An 18,618-nucleotide genomic window follows, 5' to 3' on the forward strand; every position below is an offset into this window, starting at 1 on the left:
TTCCTGCGTTTGCAATGACGGGAGCCCCGCCGCGACGGTTGTGGATGTCTAGTCGCGCTCGCGCTTCATGTAGAACTTCCGGTCATCCTCATCGATGATGTGGAAGCCCAGACGTTCATAGAGTTTCAAAGCGCGATTGCTGCGCACCACGGCAAGTGTCATCGGCTGACCCGCGCGCGTCGCCTGATCGATCAGATCGGTAATCAGCCGGGTGCCGATGCCGCGTCCCCGGAACGGAGCGTCGACGAAAATCTGCTCCAGATGCAGCGTGGAATCCTGCACCGCGATCTGAATCCAGCCGACGTCACAACCATCGAGTGTGACGATCTGCACCTGATCCGCCTCCCAGAGATGACGCAGGTTTTCCTCCTGCCGCGTCACGTCGAGATTCAAATCCCGGATGATGTTGGCCATCGCGGAGAGATAAAGCCTGACGCAAAAGGCGAAGTCCTCGCTGCGGGCCGGACGAAGCACGATCGGGATGACGGCATCAGCCCTTATGATGTGGCGTGCGGCGGCGCGGACCATGTTCTGCAAACGTGTCATTTCTTGTAAATTTCGGAATAGGTGTCGCGCAGCACGTTCTTCTGCACCTTGCCCATGGTGTTGCGCGGCAGGTCGTCGACGAACAGCACGCGCTTGGGCATCTTGAATTTCGCCAGCCGTCCGTCGAGCGCATGCAGCACGGTGGCTTCATCAAGTGGCGTTTTCTTGTCGCCGACCACGACCGCCGTGACGCCCTCGCCGAAATCGGCATGAGGCACGCCGATCACGGCGGATTCGGTGACGCCGGGAATGGCGTCGATCTCGCTTTCGACTTCCTTCGGATAGACGTTGAAGCCGCCGGAGATCACGAGGTCCTTGCCGCGTCCGAGAATATGGACATAGCCGCGCGGATCGATCTTGCCGAGATCGCCGGTGATGAAGAAACCGTCGGCGCGGAATTCGGCCTTGGTCTTGTCCGGCATCCGCCAGTAGCCCTTGAACACGTTCGGGCCCTTGACCTCGATCATGCCGATTTCGTCGCGCGCGAGTTCGTCGCCGGTTTCGGGGTTGGTCACGCGCACCGAGACGCCCGGCAGCGGGAAGCCCACCGCGCCCGGCACGCGGTCGCCGTCGTAAGGGTTCGACGTGTTCATGTTGGTTTCGGTCATGCCGTAGCGCTCCAGCACCGCATGGCCGGTGCGCGCCGACCATTCACGATGGGTCTCCGCCAGCAGCGGCGCTGAGCCCGAAATGAACAGCCGCATGTGCGACGTGGAGTCCCTGGTCAGGTTCGGGCTTTGCAAGAGCCGCGTGTAGAACGTCGGCACCCCCATCAGCACGGTGGCGCGCTGCATGAGCTTGATGATCAGTTCGGGATCGAGCTTCGGCAAAAAGATCATCGACGCGCGCGCGAACAGCGTGACGTTGCTCGCCACGAACAGGCCATGGGTGTGATAGATCGGCAGCGCGTGGATCAGCACGTCGTCCTGCGTGAAGCGCCAGTAGTCGACAAGGCTGTGCGAGTTCGACGCCAGGTTGTCGTGGGTCAGCATCGCGCCCTTGGAGCGGCCGGTGGTGCCTGACGTATAAAGAATGGCGGCGAGATCGTCGCCCGCGCGCGGCACGGTTGCAAAGTCCCCAGATGCTTTCGCGGCGCCGTCGCTCAGCGATCCCTTGCCGTCGGCATCGAGCGTCTCGACCTTCGCACCGGATTTGGCGGCAAGCTTGCCGATGCCCTCGGCCTTCGACGGATCGCACACGATCAGCGACGGCTCGGCGTCGCCGATGAAATATTCAAGTTCGTTGAGCGTGTAGGCGGTGTTCAGCGGCAGGAACACCGCGCCGGCGCGCACGGTTGCCAGATACAGCACCAGCGCCTCGACCGACTTTTCCGTTTGCGCTGCAACACGGTCGCCGGGCTTCACGCCGCGCGAGACGATGAAGTTCGCGGTGCGTCCCGCCTGCGCGATCAGATCGGCATAGCTGATGCGCGTTCCACCAGATGTTTCGATGGCAAGCCTGCTGGTGTCTGCAAGCCCGTCAAACAGGCGAGAAAACAGGTTGGCGTTCGCGCTGGCGTTCATGCAACACTTCCATCGGGATCGGATTTTTCCGGTTTTGAGTACACCAAAACCACAACGCGCAGCAACGGAGACAACCCGGCATGAGCAATAACAAGAAACGTGTGGCCTGGATCACGGGTGGGGGAAGCGGCATCGGTCTCGCCGGTGCACAGGAACTCGCCAAGGAGGGATGGACGGTCGTGATCTCGGGGCGCCGCAAGGATGTGCTCGATGAGGCCGTTGCAAGCATCGCCGAATCCGGCGGCAAGATCGAGGCGATCGTGCTGGATGTCTCAAGCGCCGCGGATGCCGAGAAGGTGGCGAAGGAGATCGTCGCCAAACACGGGCGGATCGATCTTCTGGTCAACAGCGCCGGCGTCAACGTGCCGAAGCGGAGCTGGGACGACATCACCACCGAAGGCTGGGACAAGCTGGTCGATATCAATCTGTCCGGCGTGATGTACTGCATGCGCGCGGTGCTGCCGACGATGCGTGCGCAAAAGGATGGCGTCATCATCAACGTCGCCTCGTGGGCGGGCCGTCATGTCTCGAAGATGACCGGACCGGCTTACACCACCACCAAGCACGCGGTGCTGGCGCTGACCCATTCGTTCAACATGGATGAATTCAAGAACGGCCTGCGCGCCTGCTGTCTCTCTCCCGGCGAAGTCGCGACGCCAATCCTGAAGCTGCGGCCGGTACCGCCTTCGGCCGAGGACATGGCAAAGATGCTGCAGCCGGAAGATCTCGGCCGCACCATCGCGTTCGTCGCCAGCATGCCCGCGCACGTCTGCATCAACGAGATCCTGATCTCGCCGACGCACAACCGCAGCTTTGTGACACCGACGATGTTGTAAGAGATGCGGCAAATGTCGGGGCGACGGGTCTATTCCCGCGTCGTCCCGGCGAATGCCGGGACCCATAAACACTGTATTCGCAATTGAACGCTGAATGACCACCAGCTTATTCTATCCGCATGTACCACGTTTACATGCTTGCCAGCGATCGTCATGGAACACTCTATGTCGGCATCACCAATTCGATGCGGAGTCGGCTTGAGCAACATCGCGCGGGCACCGGCTCAGCATTCGTCGCGAAGTATAAAGTTCATCGCCTGGTCTATTTGGAAAGCTATGAAAACCCCGAGGATGCCATTCGAAGGGAGAAGCAATTCAAAAACTGGAAACGCGATTGGAAAATCCGGTTGATTGAGGACGACAACCCAGAATGGGCGGATCTTAGCCATTTGATAGTCGAAAGCTAAAATTGGCTTTTCATTTTCGCTGTCACCTCGCTGTCAACTGCGCCGACAGAGGTGATGGGTCCCGGCCTGCGCCGGGACGACGAGAGATTAGAGCGACGCCGCCCCACGTACCCCGTCCGGAAAAGTTTCAAATTCCCGAAAATTTATTTCCTGAAACGCGTCGCGGAAGCCGCCGTAGCTCGGCCAACGACGGCGCAATGATCTGCAATCCCTGACGATCAGCGCCATCGTCCGTTCCGGCGGATGGTCGCCGGAATTTCCAATTCATCGGGAGACGACACATGTTCAAGATCAACTCCACCCGCATCGCCCTGTTGTCCGCCGCCGCGATCGGCGCGCTGGCTCTCACCGCTGCCGTGACTGCGCCGGTCCAGGCGCAGGACAAGATGATGAAGAGCGAAATGTCCGGCGAGAAGACCGTGATGGTCGGCGGCGCCGCGATGTTCCCCTCGAAGAACATTGTTCAGAACGCGGTCAACTCCAAGGATCACACCACGCTGGTCGCGGCGGTGAAGGCCGCGGGTCTGGTCGATACGCTCTCCAGCAAGGGCCCGTTCACCGTGTTCGCGCCGACCAACGCCGCATTCGGCAAGCTGCCGGCCGGAACGGTCGACACGCTGGTGAAGCCTGAGAACAAGGCGACGCTGACCAAGATTCTTACCTATCACGTCGTTCCCGGCAAACTGAACGCCGCTGACCTGACCGACGGCAAGAAGCTGACCACGGTGGAAGGCGAACCCCTCACCGTGAAGCTCGACGGCAAGAAGGTCTGGCTGATCGATGCCAAGGGCGGCAAGTCGGCCGTCACCATTGCCGACGTCAATCAGTCCAACGGCGTCATCCATGTCGTCGACACCGTGTTGATGCCGGCGTCGTAAGATCGAACGAGCTGCTCCCTCTCCCACAAGCGGGAGAGGGAGTGGAATTCGGGCGTAGTCCTTTCGGGCTATGGAACGGGCACGATCTGCATCGCGTTGATTCTCCGGTCACTTCGATGCGAAGCCGCAGATGAGCGCACAGCTGGAGGTTCTCGGTGAGATCCTCGCGCGATTGATCCGGGACAAGGAAAAGTTCGAGAAGCTGCTTGAGAATCCGGTCGATGCTCACTCGGACGAGTGCGCCCGTCAGGCACTCGCCGGCACCGAACTGCTGATCGCAGACGTGCATGTGCAAATCTACAAGCTGTCGGCGGATGACCGCGAAGCCGCGCCCGGCAGCGAACCGGACAGCCCGCCGCCGGCCACCTGGTTCCGCATCATTGAATAGCCGGGCGGCGCGGGCTTGCCTCGCGGTTTTGTGAACGGCCATCGTGGCGTTCGTTGCGGCCTTGACCCGTGAAATTTGCGATGCGGGGCGTAACACGGACTAGAATGCCCCGTATGGTGTTTGTGACATCGTGAAACCGGAAACGCTCATGTCCAGCATCTCAGCCGATCATTCGGCAGCAGCACCGGCCGCAGCCAAGGTCATTCAGCCCGCCTGGGTGCGGATCGTGCACTGGATCAACGCGGTGGCGATGGTCCTCATGATCATGTCCGGCTGGCAGATCTACAACGCCTCGCCGCTGTTCAATTTCACCTTCTCGCGCTCGATCACGCTGGGCGGCTGGCTCGGCGGCGCGCTGCAATGGCATTTCGCGGCAATGTGGCTGCTGATGGTCAATGGCCTTCTCTATCTGACGCTGGGTCTGGTCACCGGCCGCTTCCGCCGGAAGCTGCTGCCGATCACCGTCGACGGCGTCGTCGGCGATACCAAGGCCGCGCTGACCGGCAAGCTCTCCCATGCCGATCTCACCACCTACAACTATGTGCAGAAGCTGCTGTATGCCGGCATCATCGTGGTCGGCATTCTGATCGTGCTGTCGGGATTGGCGATCTGGAAGCCGGTGCAGCTGCAATGGCTGACCGCCGTGTTCGGCGGCTACGACGTGGCGCGTTACGTCCACTTCTTCTGCATGGCCGCGATTGTCGGATTTCTGGTGATCCATGTCGCGCTGGCGCTTTTGGTGCCGAAGAGCCTGCGCGCCATGATCATCGGCAGATAAGGGAGACGCATCATGGGCCGCATGCGCAAACTTCTGATCCCCGGCGTCGACAAGCAGTTGCTGGTCAAGGATGCGACGAAGCTGATGCCGGATCTGTCACGCCGCCGCTTCATCGCGGGCGGCGCCAGTCTCGGCGCGCTGACGCTGCTGACCGGCTGCGATGTCACCGACAGCTTCTCCGCCGAATCGATGCTGACGCAGATTTCGAAATTCAACGACGCGGTGCAGGCCAAACTGTTCAATCCGAACACGCTGGCGCCGACCTTCCCGGAAAGCGCGATCACGCGGCCGTTCCCGTTCAACGCTTACTACGCCCTCGACGATGCGCCGACCATCGACGGCAAGGACTGGAAGCTGGAAGTGCGCGGCCTTGTCGAGAACAAGAAATCCTGGACGCTCGAGGAGCTTTACAAACTGCCGCAGGAAAAGCAGATCACGCGCCACATCTGCGTCGAGGGCTGGAGCGCGATCGGAAGCTGGACCGGTGTACGGCTCAGTTACTTCCTGCAACTGATCGGCGCCGACACCAAGGCGAAGTACTGCTGGTTCCAGTGCGCGGATTCCGATGGCTATAACTCGCCGCTGGACATGGCGAGCGCGCTGCATCCGCAGACCCAGATGACCTTCAGGTTCGACAACGAAATCCTGCCGCGCGCCTACGGCTACCCGATGAAGATCCGGGTGCCGACCAAGCTCGGGTTCAAGAACCCGAAATACGTGGTCTCGATGGAAGTCACCAACGACTACAAGGGCGGTTACTGGGAAGACCAGGGCTACAACTCGTTCAGCGGCAGTTAGACCTCTGTCGTCCCGGCAAGCGAAGCGCTAGCCGGGGCGACGCGCAGGGCCGGGTTCCCGATCCATGCGAAAAACGCAGCCCTGAATCGCGATTGCCGCCAAAGCAGGCATTTGCCGTACCTGCATACTTTTGCCTCAAAAGCAGTCATGACCTCACATGCCGCTGACGGAATTGTGAGCAGTCTTAACGGCTGTTAACCTCTTTAAAAACAGTAGGTTATCCAAGGCGCGACATCGGGTCACCCCGTGGGAATGTTGCGATGCACACCGGCATGATTCATGCTGAGGACCCTAGCCAAGGATCGTGAATCAGGTCGCTTCTCAGCGGTTGATCCCGGTCATTCTGGTTTCGGTTATGCGAAATAAGAAGGATACGACATGCGCCCGCGTCCCCACGCGATGACCTCTCTGGCCCTGCTTTTTGGGGCCGCCGTTCTGCTCTCGGGCTGCAACGACCAGAGTGTCGCCTCCGCCCAGCCGCCCGAGCCCCCCGAAGTCAGCATTGTCACCGTCAAGGCATCGCCGCAGGCCATCATCCGCGAACTTCCGGGTCGCATCGCGCCGCTGCGGGTCGCCGACGTGCGCCCGCGGGTGTCGGGCATTATCGTCGAGCGCCTGTTCGAGCAGGGCTCCGAGGTGAAGGCCGGCGACGCGCTGTACCAGATCGATCCGAAACCGTTTGAAGTCGAACTGCAGGCGGCGGAAGCCGCGCTCGCCAAGGCCGAAGCGGCGCTGCAGCAGGCGTCGCAGCACGCGGTGCGCATCGAGACGCTGACCAAGAGCCAGGCGGCTTCGGCGGCCTCCAATGAAGTTGCGATCGCGAACCTGGCGCAGGCCAAGGCCGAAGTCGCGGCGCGCACCGCCGACGTCTCGCGCGCGCGCCTCAATCTCGGCTACGCCACGATCCGCGCGCCGATCAGCGGCATCATCGGCGCGGCGCTGCTGAGCGAGGGCGTTCTTGTCGTGCAGAACGAAACCCACGCGCTGGCAACGATCCAGCAGCTCAATTCCGTCTATGCCGACTTCACCCAGTCGGTGAACGACATGAACCGGCTGCGCCGCGATTTCGAGCGCGGCGACCTCGACCGTGTTTCGGAAGACGCGGCCAAGGTCCGCCTCGTGCTCGACGATGGCCAGCCGTATCCGCTCGCCGGCAAGCTGCTGTTCTCCGACACCAAGGTCGACGCCGGCACCGGACAGGTGACGCTGCGCGGCGAGTTCAAGAATCCCAGCCGCGAACTGCTGCCCGGAATGTTCGTGCGCGTGCTGATCGAGCAGGGCCGTGATCCTGACGCCATCGTGGTGCCGCCGCAGGCGATCCAGCGCAATTCGTCCGGTGCCAGCGAAGTCTTTCTGGTGAAGGACGACAACCGCATCGTCGCGCAGCCGGTTCGCACCGGCGGCCTCATCGACGGCCAGTGGCTGATCACCGAAGGCCTCAAGCCCGGCCAGCGCGTGGTGGTCGAGGGCTTCCAGAAGTTCGCCGTCGGCGACGCCGTCAAGGCCAGCGACTGGCGGGTGTCCGGAGAGACCGGCCGCCATCTCGACAAGTCGGCGGCCGCGGCCGCTCCTGCGCAATCGCAAGTCCGCTAACCGCGACGACAGAAATGCGCCCTCTCCGGTGCGGAGAGGGTTGGGGTGAGGGGCGTGACTGCCCGGATTGAAATCGGATCCTCCTCACCGCGAGCCATGCTCGCTGCCTCTCCCATTTGGCGAGGTGAAGACATCAAGAGTTGATGCGTCTGCGCCGGTCCGAAGCAGATTCCTGGAACCAGATTCGAGAGAGCGACGTCCATGCCCGCCTTTTTTATCGACCGCCCGATTTTCGCTTGGGTGGTTGCGCTGTTCATTTGTCTGATCGGACTGATCTCGATTCCGTTTCTGGCGATTGCGCAGTATCCGATCATCGCGCCGCCCTCGATCTCGATCTCGACCAGCTATCCCGGCGCGTCGCCGGAAGAGCTCTACAACTCGACCACCCGGCTGATCGAGGAAGAACTGAACGGCGCGTCCGGCATTCTCAATTTCGAATCCACCTCCGACTCGCTGGGTCAGGTGGAAATCATCGCCAACTTCGTTCCGGGCACCGATTCCAATCTCGCGTCGGTTGAAGTGCAGAACCGCATCAAGCGCGTCGAGGCGCGCCTTCCGCGTGCGGTGATCCAGCAGGGCATCCTCGTTGAGGAAGCGTCCAGCGCGGTGCTGCAGATCATCACGCTGAAATCGACCGACGGCAGCCTCGATGAAGTCGGCCTCGGCGACTTCATGATCCGCAACGTGCTCGGCGAAATCCGCCGCATTCCCGGCGTCGGCCGCGCCACGCTGTATTCGACCGAGCGTTCGCTGCGCATCTGGATCGATCCGGTCAAGCTCGTCGGCTACAACCTCACCGCGGACGATGTGACCCGCGCGATCACCGCCCAGAACGCGCAGGTCGCCTCCGGCAGCGTCGGCGCCGAGCCGAGCCGCAAGGATCAATCGATTTCCGCGCTCATTCTGGTGAAGGGCCAGCTCACTTCCGCCGACGAGTTCGGCGCCATCGTGCTGCGCGCCAATCCGGACGGCTCGACTGTCAGATTGAGAGACGTCGCGCGCATCGAGATCGGCGGCATGGGCTATCAGTTCACTACCCGGCAGGACGGCAAGGCGATTGCCGGTCTCTCGGTGCTGCTCGCGCCGACCGGCAACGCGCTGGCGACCGCCAGCGCGGTGCAGGCGAAGATGGACGAACTGTCGAAGTTCTTCCCGTCCAACATCACCTACGACATTCCCTACAACATCACGCCGGTGGTCAAGGCGTCGATCTCCAAGGTCGTGCAGACGTTGATCGAGGCCGTGGTCCTCGTCTTCATCGTGATGTTCCTGTTTCTGCAGAACTTCCGCTACACGCTGATCCCCACCATCGTGGTGCCGATCGCGCTGCTCGGAACGTGCGTCGCGCTCTACATGTTCGGATACTCCATCAACATGCTGACCATGTTCGGCATGGTGCTGGCGATCGGCATTCTGGTGGACGACGCCATCGTGGTGGTCGAAAACGTCGAGCGCATCATGTCCGAGGAAGGACTGTCGCCGAAGGAGGCGACGCGCAAGGCGATGTCGCAGATCACCAGCGCCATCATCGGCATCACGCTGGTGCTGATCGCGGTGTTCGTGCCGATGGCGTTCTTCCCCGGCTCGGTCGGCATCATCTACCGCCAGTTCTCGGTGACCATCGTGGCCGCGATCTCGTTCTCGGCGCTGATGGCGCTCTCGCTGACGCCGGCTTTGTGCGCCACCTTGCTCAAGCCGGTGAAGGCGGGACACGGTCACGCCAAGACCGGCGTGTTCGGCTGGTTCAACAAGCGCCTTGATGGCGCGCGGGACGGCTATGGCCGCGTGGTCGGCTGGTCGATCCATCGCACCGGTCGTTTGCTGATCCTGTACGCGGTGCTGCTCGGTGCTCTGGTGTTCGGCTTCTCGCGCCTGCCCGGCGGCTTCCTGCCGGTGGACGATCAGGGCTTCATCACCGTGGACGTCCAGACGCCGCCGGAATCCTCGTTCAATCGTACGCAGGCTGCGGTGGAGAAGGTCGAGCAGTATCTGGCGAAGCGCTCGGGCATCGAGGACGTGACCTTCCTCACCGGCTTCAGCTTCTTAGGGCAGGGCCAGAACACGGCGCAGGCGTTCGTCACGCTGAAGGACTGGTCGGAGCGCGGCCCGAATGATTCCGCCGCCGCCATCGTGGCGGACATCAATAACTCGCTGAAGTCGATCCGTGACGCCAAGGTCTCCGCGCTGCAGCCGCCGCCGATCGACAACCTCGGCAACTCGTCCGGCTTCTCGTTCCGTCTGCAGGATCGCGGGCAGAAGGGCTATGCCGCGCTGATGCAGGCAAAGGAGCAACTCCTGGCCGCTGCGAAGCAGAGCCCCGTGTTGCAGAATGTCTACGCGGAGGGCCTGCCCGAAGCGCCGCAGGTCCAGCTTGTGATCGACCGCGAACAGGCGGCCGCGCAGGGCGTCACCTTCGCCGACATCAACAGCACGATCTCGACCAATCTCGGCTCGGCTTACGTGAACGACTTCCCGAACCGGGGCCGCATGCAACGCGTGATCGTGCAGGCCGACAGCGTCGGCCGCATGAACGCGCAGGACATCCTGAAGTACAACGTCAAGAACAGCCGCGGCGACCTGGTGCCGCTGTCGTCGTTCGCGACCATCAAGTGGATGGTCGGCCCGACGCAGATCGTCGGCTTCAACTACTATCCGTCGGTGCGTATCTCCGGCGAAGCCAAGCCTGGCTATACCTCGGGCGACGCCATCGCCGAGATGGAGCGGCTGACCGAGAAGCTGCCGCGCGGCTTCGGCTTCGAATGGACCGGACAATCGCTTCAGGAAAAGCTGTCGGGCTCGCAGGCGCCGTTCCTGCTCGCGCTCTCGGCGCTGATCGTGTTCCTGTGTCTGGCCGCGCTCTATGAGAGCTGGACCATTCCGCTGGCGGTGCTGATGACGGTGCCGCTCGGCATTCTCGGCGCGGTGGTGGCGGCGATGTCGCGCAGCCTGTCGAACGACGTCTATTTCACGGTGGCGCTGATCACGATCATCGGCCTCGCCGCGAAGGATGCGATCCTGATCATCGAGTTCGCCAAGGATCTGCGCGCGAAAGGCACGCCTCTGATGCAAGCGACCATGGAAGCGTGCCATCTGCGTTTCCGCCCGATTCTGATGACGGGCCTCGCATTCGTCTGCGGCGTGCTGCCGATGGTGATTGCAAACGGCGCAGGCGCAAAAAGTCAGCAGGCGCTCGGCACCACGGTGATGGGCGGCATGATCGCGGTCGTGGTGCTGGCGCTCTTGATGGTGCCGGTGTTCTTCGTCGCGGTGACGAAGTTCTTCTCGAAGAACGAGCGCGACGGTGAGGCGACGCCTGCGAAGGGATCGAAGCTGGAGCGGCTGCGCGGCATGTTCCGGCGCGAGCGTTCGGCGGAGAACCCGGCGGGGTAAACAACAACGTCATTCCGGGGCGCGAGCAACGCGAGCGAGCCCGGAATCCATCTCCACCATGTCTGGATTCCGGATCGGCTCGCTTCGCGAACCGTCCGGAATGACGGTTGCTACACCTTCACCGGCCTTTGAAACGCGCACAGCAGCGCACCCAGCGCCAACGCGGCGGTGGAAACCCGAAGCGCGTAGGGCAGGCCCATCACGTCGGTAATCGCGCCGGTGACGAACGGGCCGAGTGTCTGGCCGAGGCCGAAGGTGATGGTCATCACACCGATCACCCTGGCCCAGGCTTCCGGCGGATAATTCAGCCGGGTGAAGACGGTGGTGGCGGCCACCACGGGAAAGAACGACAGGCCGAACACGAAAGCCGATGCCATCAGCAGCAGCGGCGACGTGCCCAGCTGCGCGATCAGCGTGCCGACGCAGGTCACGGCGATCATGGTGGCGATGGTGATGCCGCTGTTGCCCCGCGCCATCAGTCCCCGCCACAGCCACGAGCCCGCGAACGACATCAGTCCGATCAGGCACCAGAACGCGCTCTGCGCCGCCGCGCCGCCGCCGCCGTCGCGGACATAGGCGATCATGAAGGTCATGTAGGCGATGTAGCCGGCGCCGAACAGGAAGTAGCCGGCGAGATAGATCGCGATCGGGCGCAATGCCACCGGTGCTGCCGCCGCCGATGTTTCGCTGGCGGCGACGTCGATCGGATTGAGCATCAGCGGAATCATCATCAGGCCGGAGATGATGGTCAGCGCCACCCACACGATCCACCACGAGCCGGAGCCGAAGTACTGCAACAGGAATGGCGCGGCGAGGCCCGAGACGATCAGCCCGGTGCCGGGGCCGGTGTAGAACAGGTTGAGCAGAAGCGCCGATTTCATCGGCCGCGATTGCGCGATGGTCGCCGCCAGTGTGCCGCCGCCGACAAAGGTCGTTGCCGCGCCGAGGCCCGACAGCAGGCGTCCGAAGCCGAACATCAGCACATTGCCCGACAGCGCGCAGATCCCGAGCGAGACGACGCAGGCCAGCGCGCCGATCCAGACCGAACGGAATACGCCCACACGGCGGATGAAGGCGGCTGCGCCCAGCGCGCCCGCGAGATAGCCGATGGCGTTGATCGTGTTCATGAAGCCAGCGGTCGAATACGACCAGCCGAGCGAGTCGCGCATGTCGGGCAGCACCAGCGTATAGCCGAAGCGGCCGATGCCGAGTCCGATGGCCGGCGCCAGCGCGAGGATCAGGATCATGCGCATTGGGCGCGCGAACGGGGCGGCGGATTCGGAGGATGTCACGGGGCGGCTCCGGGAGGGCCGCCAACATGGCAGTTTCCACCGGATTTGACCAATCGCAACGGGGCAATGGTGTCTTGCCAATTCTGCAAGGGCGTTTTAGCAAGTTCGCGCAAATTCCGTACGTTTCGTCATGCCTGCGCTTGTCGCGGGCATCCACGTCTTTCTGAAACTTCGTAAGCAGACATGGATGGCCGGGACAGGCCCGGCCATGACGAGCAACACTGATCGAGGCAATCATCATGGCATCGCACAAACTTCTCCTTCTCCCCGGCGACGGTATTGGCACCGAAGTGATGGCGGAGGTGAAGCGCGTCATCGACTGGTTCGGCAAGCGCGGCATCGCGAAGTTCGAAACCGAGACCGGTCTCGTCGGCGGCTCGAGCTACGACGCCGACAAGGTTGCGATCACCGATGCCACCATGGCGCTGGCGCAGGCGGCGGATGCCGTGATCTTCGGCGCGGTCGGCGGACCGAAGTGGGCGGACGTTCCTTATGAGGCACGCCCCGAAGCGGGCCTGCTGCGTCTGCGCAAGGACATGGCGCTGTTCGCCAACCTGCGTCCGGCGATCTGCTATCCGGCGCTGGCGGATTCATCGAGCCTCAAGAAGGATGTCGTCGAAGGCCTCGACATCATGATCGTGCGCGAATTGACCGGCGGCGTGTACTTCGGTGAGCCGAAGACCATCACCGATCTCGGCAACGGCCAGAAGCGCGCCGTCGATACGCAGGTCTACGACACCTACGAGATCGAGCGCATCTCGCGCGTCGCCTTCGAGCTGGCGCGCAAGCGCCGCAACAAGATGACGTCGATGGAAAAGCACAACGTCATGAAGAGCGGCGTGCTCTGGAAGGAAGTCGTGACGCAGGTGCATGCGCGCGAATACAAGGATGTCGAGCTTGAACATCAGCTCGCGGATTCCGGCGCGATGCAGCTCGTGCGCTGGCCGAAGCAGTTCGACGTCATCGTCACCGATAACCTGTTCGGCGACATCCTCTCTGACATCGCCGCGATGCTCACCGGCTCGCTCGGCATGCTGCCGTCGGCGTCATTGGGCGAGGTCGACCCGAAGACCCAGAAGCGCAAGGCGCTGTACGAGCCGGTGCATGGCTCGGCCCCCGACATCGCCGGCAAGGGCATGGCCAATCCGGTTGCGATGCTGACGTCGTTCGGCATGGCGCTGCGTTATTCCTTCGACATGTCGAAGGAAGCGGACCTGATCGATCAGGCCATCGCGGCGACTTTGGCGAAGGGCCTGCGTACCGGTGACATCAAGTCGGAAGGCTCGACCGTGGTCTCCACGTCGCAGATGGGCGAGGCGATTGTGAAGGAACTGGACGCGCTGACGAAGTAAGAGGGCTCGTTCGGGGCGGAAGGCGGCTTGCCGTCATTCCGCCCTTTGCGCCGAAGTCCGTCACCGGTTTGCCTTATGCAAATCGGCATAAAAATGCCCGGCATGTGCCGGGCATTTTGGTCGCGCATGATCCCGAAAAGTGGAAACCGGTTTTCGGATCAGATCACGCGAAGATTTCTCGCTGAAGATCAGTAGAGCGGAAACGGGAACGGCGTGCCGGTGTCCCACTGGTCGCCGAGCGGGCGGCGGCTGGTGTAGAGCCGGTCGATCTGCTGGCCGTAGGAGTAGCCCGGCGGGAAGGCGTAGTCGGTGAACTTGCGCTCGCCTGGCCGCACTTCGGTACCGGCATCGAGCCACGAGCGGCGGGTCACGTAAACGCGGGTCCGGCCACGCTGGTAGACGCGGTTTTCCGCCCGGCGCGGAGGGCCGTCATAGGTCGGGTCTTCCACCGCGACGCGCTTCCGGGTCTGGGCATCGGCGGCAGTGACGCCGAATCCGGCGGTCACGATCGCGGTCGTCGCCAGCAGCATCGCCAGTGTTTTCGCGCCCGGGTACTTCAAAGCCATTGAATCCTCGTCACATTCCCAATTGCGCCGCACCATACCCCTGTCCGGCGGTCTCCCACAAGGACGAATGGGCCACACTTGCCGGATGATCGTCGCGCGATACTCAGATAAGGCGGGAACGGCGCGATTCCAGCCTTCAGAGCCGGCGGGGCGGGCGCGGCGGTCTGGTGTCGGTGGTCTGCGAGACCGGCTCGGCACTGCAACGCGGCGAACGCTTCATCCGTTCCTCGAAGAACGTCTGTGCGGCCGGCGTCGGCAGTACGCCCTTCAACGTGATGCGGTCGAGGATGCAGGCCAGCGTATGGAAATTCGGGCGCGCGCCGCTGGCCTCGCAATACCAGCCCTTGAGATACACCGCCGTGGTTTCGAAGCGGCTGAGATAGGACACGCAGAGCTTGATCTGGCCGTCGGAATTGACCTGGAAATTCGCGGCGCGGACCGGGCCGAAGCGGGTCTGCAAATCGTAGTAGGTATTGGAGCCGATATAGGCCGTGCGCAGCAGCGGCCTCAGGCTGGACATCTCGTAGGAATAGTCGCGGACAACCGGTGTGTCCGGATTGGCCGGCATGTTGATCACAAGCGTGAAGTCGGTGTTGCGATCGTAAACCTGGCCGTATTGCAGGATCTCCTGCCAGCCTGCGTTGAATCGCGCGGAGTTGGCCGTCGGCGACAATCGCGTGAGTTCGGGCGCGCTGATCTGGAACGATGCCTTGGCGCTCACGCGGCTCGGCTGATCGAAAAAGCTGGTGACACGCACAACCACAATGCCGATGAGAGCCAGGACAATCGTCCCCACCGCGTAGAATGAATAGCGCACCATCTTCCCGGCGTAGTTGCCGGCGGTTGAGATGTGACTGTGATCGAAGGACATTTCTGAATTCCCGGTGTGCAGTTTCTGACTGATCGTCTCAATCCTGTGTGAGCGGGCCGCGTAACTGCGGAGCGTCGCCGGAGACGATCCAGTTCGCGGAAGCGGTGGTTGTCGTCGTGGTACAGGTGTCGCGCCTGAGTTCGGCGCGCGCGAATAGTTCGGCGATCTTCGGATCGTTGCCGGCCGAGAGCAGGGTCAGCCGGTTCAGCGTGCAGCCGAGGAACGCGCGCTGCGCGGCCAGCGAATCGGCCTGACAGGACCACCCGCTTATTCTGACGCTCGGGCTTGAGAAGGTTTTCACAAAGCCAAGACAGTCCTGCCGGCCGGGGAGGGCAGCCCCACTGAAACGGAGCAGGCTGACCGGGCCGAACTTGGTGTCGACGAACCCCGCAGGTTCGACCTCGGCCGGGCGCCCTCCGGCCATCCGGGCTGCGACATCGGCATCGGCCGCTGCAAACGCATCCAGTTCGCCGCCGGCGCGGTAAATCTCGATCTCAGCGGTGGGCGCCTCGCCGGCATGAGCGGCCCAGCGCAGGATATCCCTGCGGCCGCCTTCCGGGTGCCGCAAGATTTCATAAGTATTTGTTTTATCTGATAAATCAAGCTTGCTGATGGCGAAGGCCGGATGCGGGCGACTGGCCGGAACCCAGCTCGGCTGAGCGGGGAGGACAAGATCTCCGGTATTGGGGGCAACCGGAACCGCAGACACCAGATCTACCGCGATTACCGCCAGCACGGCGAGGCCGCAGATATAGGCGAAGATGCGAACCGCCACGGCGCTGCACTCGTCGGCAAAGCTGCGCAGCGCCGGATGAATGCCGGAGGTCCTCGGAAGGGGCTGGTCGAGCAGGATCGGGTTCATATCTGACTCGTCGGACGTTCTGTTCCGTTCTCGAAAACGGGAACGAGCTTCCGCCGTGGTCATGGCCACAAGACCTGCCACCACTTGACGTCACCTGCCCCCGCAGTTGCTTCTGCGTTGTATTTGGGCCGTTTTTCGCATAGAAGCGCTGCCTCTTCCCTTTCTACAGACAGCGAGGGCGAGGCATTTTTCTTCGGAGAGTCAACGATGGGTTACAAGGTTGCGCTAGTTGGAGCGACCGGCAACGTAGGCCGGGAGATGCTCAACATCTTGGACGAACGCAGTTTTCCGGCTGACGAGGTGGTCGCTTTGGCCTCCCGCCGCAGCATGGGCGTCGAAGTGTCCTATGGCGACCGCACCCTGAAATGCAAAGCGCTCGAACATTACGATTTTAGCGATGTCGATATCTGCCTGATGTCGGCCGGCGGTGCCGTGTCGAAGGAATGGTCGCCGAAGATCGCCGCCGCGGGCGCTGTCGTGATCGACAATTCGTCGACGTGGCGGATGGATCCGGACGTCCCGCTGATCGTACCGGAAGTGAATGCGGATGCGGTCACCGATTTCCGCAAGAAGGGCATCATCGCGAATCCGAACTGCTCGACCGCGCAGCTCGTCGTTGCGCTGAAGCCGCTGCACGATGCGGCGAAGATCAAGCGCGTCGTTGTCTCGACCTACCAGTCGGTCTCGGGCGCCGGCAAGGACGCGATGGACGAACTGTTCTCGCAAACCAAGGCCGTCTACACCAACGACGAACTGGTCAATAACAAATTCCCGAAGCGGATCGCCTTCAACGTCATCCCGCAGATCGACGTGTTCATGGAGGACGGCTTCACCAAGGAAGAGTGGAAGATGATGGCGGAGACCAAGAAAATTCTTGATCCCAAAATCAAGCTGACCGCGACCTGCGTGCGCGTGCCGGTGTTCGTCGGCCACTCGGAAGCCGTCAACATCGAGTTCGAGAATCCGATCTCTGCGGATGAAGCGCGCAACATCCTGCGCACTGCGCCGGGCTGCCTCGTGATCGACAAGCGGGAACCGGGCGGCTACGTCACGCCGTACGAATCCGCCGGCGAGGACGCCACCTACATCAGCCGTATCCGCGAGGATGCGACGGTGGAGAACGGTCTTGTGCTGTGGTGCGTGTCGGACAATCTGCGCAAGGGCGCTGCGCTGAACGCAGTTCAGATCGCGGAATGCCTGGTCAACCGCAAGCTGTTGCAGCCGAAAAAGAAGGCGGCCTGAGCCGCCTGATGTGAGCAGGAAAACGGGGGCCGGGAATTCAGGATGACAAGCGAGCCATCTGAGCACCGGCCCTCTCCTGCGGAATACCGGCCAAATCCAAAGCTGAAGCGTGCGGAGCACGCATTCGAATCCCTGCTGTTCAACAGCCGCTGGCTGATGGCGCCGTTCTATCTCGGCCTCGTCATCAGCCTCCTCGTGCTGTTGTTCAAGTTCGTCGCGCTGCTGGTCGAGTTTATCGCTCACGCCGCCCTGGCGAAGGAATCGGACATCATTCTCGGCGTGCTGTCGCTGATCGACGTGTCGCTGACCGGCAATCTGGTTCTGATCGTGGTGTTCTCGGGCTATGAGAATTTCGTCTCGCGGATCGATCCGCGCGGCCATCCCGACTGGCCGGAATGGATGACCAAGGTCGACTTCGCCGGGCTGAAGCAGAAGCTGCTGGCGTCGATCGTCGCGATCTCGGCGATTCAGGTGCTGAAGGCGTTCATGAATATCGATGTGGCGTTCGACGCCCAGAAGCTCGCCTGGCTCGCCGGCATCCATCTCGTATTTGTCGTCTCAACGCTGCTGATCGTGTGGTCGGACAAGCTCGGCGATCACGGGGCGTCGAACAAGGCCAGCCACTGACCGGCCATCCTAGCCGACCAAGGTCGGCTGGTAGACGCGGCTGAATTCGTTCGTGCTCTGGTCGACGATGGACAGCGAGCCTTCGGCTACGCCGAAATAGGCGCCGTGGAGCTGCAACTCGCCGCTCTCGACCCGGTTCTTCACGAACGGAAATGTCATCAGGTTTTCCAGGCTGCGCAGGACCGCGGCCTTCTCGATCCTGGTGACGAACTGCTGCATCGTTTCGTGGTCGCGCTGCGCGACCTTCTCGCCCGGCTTGACGAACATCGACATCCATTTGCCGATGAAGTCGCCGGGGGACAGCGGTGCGCTGTCGTCGACGAAGGCGCGAATGCCGCCGCACTGCGCGTGCCCGAGCACGACGATGTGCTTTATCTTCAGGACCTGGTTTGCATATTCCAGCGCTGCCGAGACGCCGTGCGCGTTGTTGTCGGGCTGGAACACCGGCACCAGGTTGGCGACGTTGCGGACAACGAACAGTTCCCCCGGTCCGGCGTCGAAAATCACCTCCGGCGAGACACGGGAATCGCAGCAGCCGATCACCATGACCTCGGGGGATTGCCCCTTTTGCGACAGTTCGCGGTAGCGCGACTGTTCGGTGGGCAGGCGCTGGGTGACGAAGGTCTGGTAGCCGGCGAGCAGGTGTTCGGGAAATGGTGACATAGGAGG

19 protein-coding genes are annotated in these 18,618 nt (G+C 62.4%); 11 read left to right on the top strand and 8 right to left on the bottom strand.

Features of this window, described 5'->3' with window-relative positions; genetic code table 11:
* Positions 1–48 precede the first annotated feature (48 nt).
* Complete coding sequence (locus I554_RS26000; RefSeq protein ID WP_024575592.1) at positions 49–546, bottom strand: GNAT family N-acetyltransferase; 498 nt, start codon at positions 544–546, stop codon at positions 49–51.
* Positions 543–2,069 (bottom strand): malonyl-CoA synthase, encoded by a 1,527-nt coding sequence (locus I554_RS0110970; protein ID WP_024575593.1) that lies wholly within the window; start codon positions 2,067–2,069, stop codon positions 543–545. The genes I554_RS26000 and I554_RS0110970 overlap by 4 nt, the downstream gene beginning before the upstream one ends.
* A gap of 80 nt (positions 2,070–2,149) precedes the next feature.
* Between I554_RS0110970 and I554_RS0110975 the strand changes: the two genes are divergently transcribed.
* Positions 2,150–2,905: an SDR family oxidoreductase gene (locus tag I554_RS0110975; protein ID WP_024575594.1), complete on the top strand. Its 756-nt coding sequence runs from the start codon at positions 2,150–2,152 to the stop codon at positions 2,903–2,905.
* Positions 2,906–3,024: 119 nt separating this feature from the next.
* Complete coding sequence (locus I554_RS0110980; RefSeq protein ID WP_024575595.1) at positions 3,025–3,312, top strand: GIY-YIG nuclease family protein; 288 nt, start codon at positions 3,025–3,027, stop codon at positions 3,310–3,312.
* A gap of 87 nt (positions 3,313–3,399) precedes the next feature.
* On the opposite strand, the gene I554_RS27260 is transcribed toward I554_RS0110980, so the two are convergent.
* Positions 3,400–3,540, bottom strand: coding sequence for a hypothetical protein (locus tag I554_RS27260; RefSeq protein WP_155848257.1), 141 nt, complete (start codon positions 3,538–3,540; stop codon positions 3,400–3,402).
* Between the two features lie 53 nt (positions 3,541–3,593).
* Between I554_RS27260 and I554_RS0110985 the strand changes: the two genes are divergently transcribed.
* From I554_RS0110985 to I554_RS0111010, 6 genes are all read left to right on the top strand, one after another.
* Positions 3,594–4,190 (top strand): fasciclin domain-containing protein, encoded by a 597-nt coding sequence (locus I554_RS0110985; RefSeq protein ID WP_024575596.1) that lies wholly within the window; start codon positions 3,594–3,596, stop codon positions 4,188–4,190.
* Between the two features lie 130 nt (positions 4,191–4,320).
* The gene (locus I554_RS0110990; RefSeq protein ID WP_024575597.1) at positions 4,321–4,578 is read left to right on the top strand and encodes a hypothetical protein; all 258 of its coding nucleotides are present in this window, start codon (positions 4,321–4,323) and stop codon (positions 4,576–4,578) included.
* A gap of 148 nt (positions 4,579–4,726) precedes the next feature.
* Positions 4,727–5,356, top strand: coding sequence for a cytochrome b/b6 domain-containing protein (locus I554_RS0110995; protein ID WP_024575598.1), 630 nt, complete (start codon positions 4,727–4,729; stop codon positions 5,354–5,356).
* A 12-nt stretch (positions 5,357–5,368) separates the two neighbouring features.
* Entirely contained in the window at positions 5,369–6,154 is a 786-nt protein-coding gene (locus tag I554_RS0111000; protein ID WP_024575599.1) for a molybdopterin-dependent oxidoreductase, read from the top strand.
* 378 nt (positions 6,155–6,532) lie between these two features.
* The gene (locus I554_RS0111005; protein ID WP_024575600.1) at positions 6,533–7,747 is read left to right on the top strand and encodes an efflux RND transporter periplasmic adaptor subunit; all 1,215 of its coding nucleotides are present in this window, start codon (positions 6,533–6,535) and stop codon (positions 7,745–7,747) included.
* A 201-nt stretch (positions 7,748–7,948) separates the two neighbouring features.
* Positions 7,949–11,137 (top strand): efflux RND transporter permease subunit, encoded by a 3,189-nt coding sequence (locus I554_RS0111010; RefSeq protein ID WP_024575601.1) that lies wholly within the window; start codon positions 7,949–7,951, stop codon positions 11,135–11,137.
* A 110-nt stretch (positions 11,138–11,247) separates the two neighbouring features.
* On the opposite strand, the gene I554_RS0111015 is transcribed toward I554_RS0111010, so the two are convergent.
* Complete coding sequence (locus I554_RS0111015; RefSeq protein WP_051358645.1) at positions 11,248–12,390, bottom strand: YbfB/YjiJ family MFS transporter; 1,143 nt, start codon at positions 12,388–12,390, stop codon at positions 11,248–11,250.
* Positions 12,391–12,668: 278 nt separating this feature from the next.
* Here I554_RS0111015 and leuB point away from each other — a divergent pair, with 278 nt between their 5' ends.
* Positions 12,669–13,781 (top strand): 3-isopropylmalate dehydrogenase, encoded by a 1,113-nt coding sequence (gene leuB, locus I554_RS0111020; RefSeq protein ID WP_024575603.1) that lies wholly within the window; start codon positions 12,669–12,671, stop codon positions 13,779–13,781.
* 188 nt (positions 13,782–13,969) lie between these two features.
* On the opposite strand, the gene I554_RS0111025 is transcribed toward leuB, so the two are convergent.
* From I554_RS0111025 to I554_RS0111035, 3 genes are all read right to left on the bottom strand, one after another.
* Positions 13,970–14,347 carry a hypothetical protein gene (locus I554_RS0111025; RefSeq protein ID WP_024575604.1) on the bottom strand — a complete coding sequence of 126 codons (378 nt, stop codon included), beginning with the start codon at positions 14,345–14,347 and terminating at the stop codon, positions 13,970–13,972.
* A 136-nt stretch (positions 14,348–14,483) separates the two neighbouring features.
* Positions 14,484–15,218, bottom strand: a complete 735-nt coding sequence (locus tag I554_RS0111030) for a hypothetical protein (protein WP_024575605.1) — start codon at positions 15,216–15,218, stop codon at positions 14,484–14,486.
* A gap of 37 nt (positions 15,219–15,255) precedes the next feature.
* Positions 15,256–16,080, bottom strand: coding sequence for a hypothetical protein (locus I554_RS0111035; protein WP_024575606.1), 825 nt, complete (start codon positions 16,078–16,080; stop codon positions 15,256–15,258).
* 207 nt (positions 16,081–16,287) lie between these two features.
* On the opposite strand from I554_RS0111035, the gene I554_RS0111040 reads away from it, so the two are divergent.
* Positions 16,288–17,322, top strand: coding sequence for an aspartate-semialdehyde dehydrogenase (locus I554_RS0111040; protein ID WP_024575607.1), 1,035 nt, complete (start codon positions 16,288–16,290; stop codon positions 17,320–17,322).
* A 42-nt stretch (positions 17,323–17,364) separates the two neighbouring features.
* Positions 17,365–17,949: a TIGR00645 family protein gene (locus I554_RS0111045; RefSeq protein ID WP_024575608.1), complete on the top strand. Its 585-nt coding sequence runs from the start codon at positions 17,365–17,367 to the stop codon at positions 17,947–17,949.
* A gap of 9 nt (positions 17,950–17,958) precedes the next feature.
* On the opposite strand, the gene I554_RS0111050 is transcribed toward I554_RS0111045, so the two are convergent.
* A complete protein-coding gene (locus I554_RS0111050) occupies positions 17,959–18,612 on the bottom strand; it encodes a carbonic anhydrase (protein WP_024575609.1) in 654 nt (217 codons plus the stop codon).
* Between the last annotated feature and the right edge of the window lie 6 nt (positions 18,613–18,618).

The sequence above is a fragment of the Afipia sp. OHSU_II-C1 genome, from assembly GCF_000497575.1.
GTDB lineage: Bacteria > Pseudomonadota > Alphaproteobacteria > Rhizobiales > Xanthobacteraceae > Afipia.

What these genes read in the sequence shown, in the direction of transcription:
- I554_RS0110975 (WP_024575594.1), top strand. Translation starts at nt 2,150, where the DNA reads ATGAGCAATAACAAGAAACGTGTGGCCTGGATCACGGGTGGGGGAAGC.
- I554_RS0111005 (WP_024575600.1), top strand. Translation starts at nt 6,533, where the DNA reads ATGCGCCCGCGTCCCCACGCGATGACCTCTCTGGCCCTGCTTTTTGGG.
- I554_RS0111000 (WP_024575599.1), top strand. Translation starts at nt 5,369, where the DNA reads ATGGGCCGCATGCGCAAACTTCTGATCCCCGGCGTCGACAAGCAGTTG.
- I554_RS0110985 (WP_024575596.1), top strand. Translation starts at nt 3,594, where the DNA reads ATGTTCAAGATCAACTCCACCCGCATCGCCCTGTTGTCCGCCGCCGCG.
- I554_RS26000 (WP_024575592.1), bottom strand. Translation starts at nt 546, where the DNA reads ATGACACGTTTGCAGAACATGGTCCGCGCCGCCGCACGCCACATCATA.
- I554_RS0111040 (WP_024575607.1), top strand. Translation starts at nt 16,288, where the DNA reads ATGGGTTACAAGGTTGCGCTAGTTGGAGCGACCGGCAACGTAGGCCGG.
- I554_RS0111010 (WP_024575601.1), top strand. Translation starts at nt 7,949, where the DNA reads ATGCCCGCCTTTTTTATCGACCGCCCGATTTTCGCTTGGGTGGTTGCG.
- I554_RS0111015 (WP_051358645.1), bottom strand. Translation starts at nt 12,390, where the DNA reads ATGCGCATGATCCTGATCCTCGCGCTGGCGCCGGCCATCGGACTCGGC.
- I554_RS0110970 (WP_024575593.1), bottom strand. Translation starts at nt 2,069, where the DNA reads ATGAACGCCAGCGCGAACGCCAACCTGTTTTCTCGCCTGTTTGACGGG.
- I554_RS0111050 (WP_024575609.1), bottom strand. Translation starts at nt 18,612, where the DNA reads ATGTCACCATTTCCCGAACACCTGCTCGCCGGCTACCAGACCTTCGTC.
- I554_RS0111045 (WP_024575608.1), top strand. Translation starts at nt 17,365, where the DNA reads ATGACAAGCGAGCCATCTGAGCACCGGCCCTCTCCTGCGGAATACCGG.
- I554_RS0110990 (WP_024575597.1), top strand. Translation starts at nt 4,321, where the DNA reads ATGAGCGCACAGCTGGAGGTTCTCGGTGAGATCCTCGCGCGATTGATC.
- leuB (WP_024575603.1), top strand. Translation starts at nt 12,669, where the DNA reads ATGGCATCGCACAAACTTCTCCTTCTCCCCGGCGACGGTATTGGCACC.
- I554_RS0110980 (WP_024575595.1), top strand. Translation starts at nt 3,025, where the DNA reads ATGTACCACGTTTACATGCTTGCCAGCGATCGTCATGGAACACTCTAT.
- I554_RS0111035 (WP_024575606.1), bottom strand. Translation starts at nt 16,080, where the DNA reads ATGAACCCGATCCTGCTCGACCAGCCCCTTCCGAGGACCTCCGGCATT.
- I554_RS0111025 (WP_024575604.1), bottom strand. Translation starts at nt 14,347, where the DNA reads ATGGCTTTGAAGTACCCGGGCGCGAAAACACTGGCGATGCTGCTGGCG.
- I554_RS27260 (WP_155848257.1), bottom strand. Translation starts at nt 3,540, where the DNA reads ATGGCGCTGATCGTCAGGGATTGCAGATCATTGCGCCGTCGTTGGCCG.
- I554_RS0110995 (WP_024575598.1), top strand. Translation starts at nt 4,727, where the DNA reads ATGTCCAGCATCTCAGCCGATCATTCGGCAGCAGCACCGGCCGCAGCC.
- I554_RS0111030 (WP_024575605.1), bottom strand. Translation starts at nt 15,218, where the DNA reads ATGTCCTTCGATCACAGTCACATCTCAACCGCCGGCAACTACGCCGGG.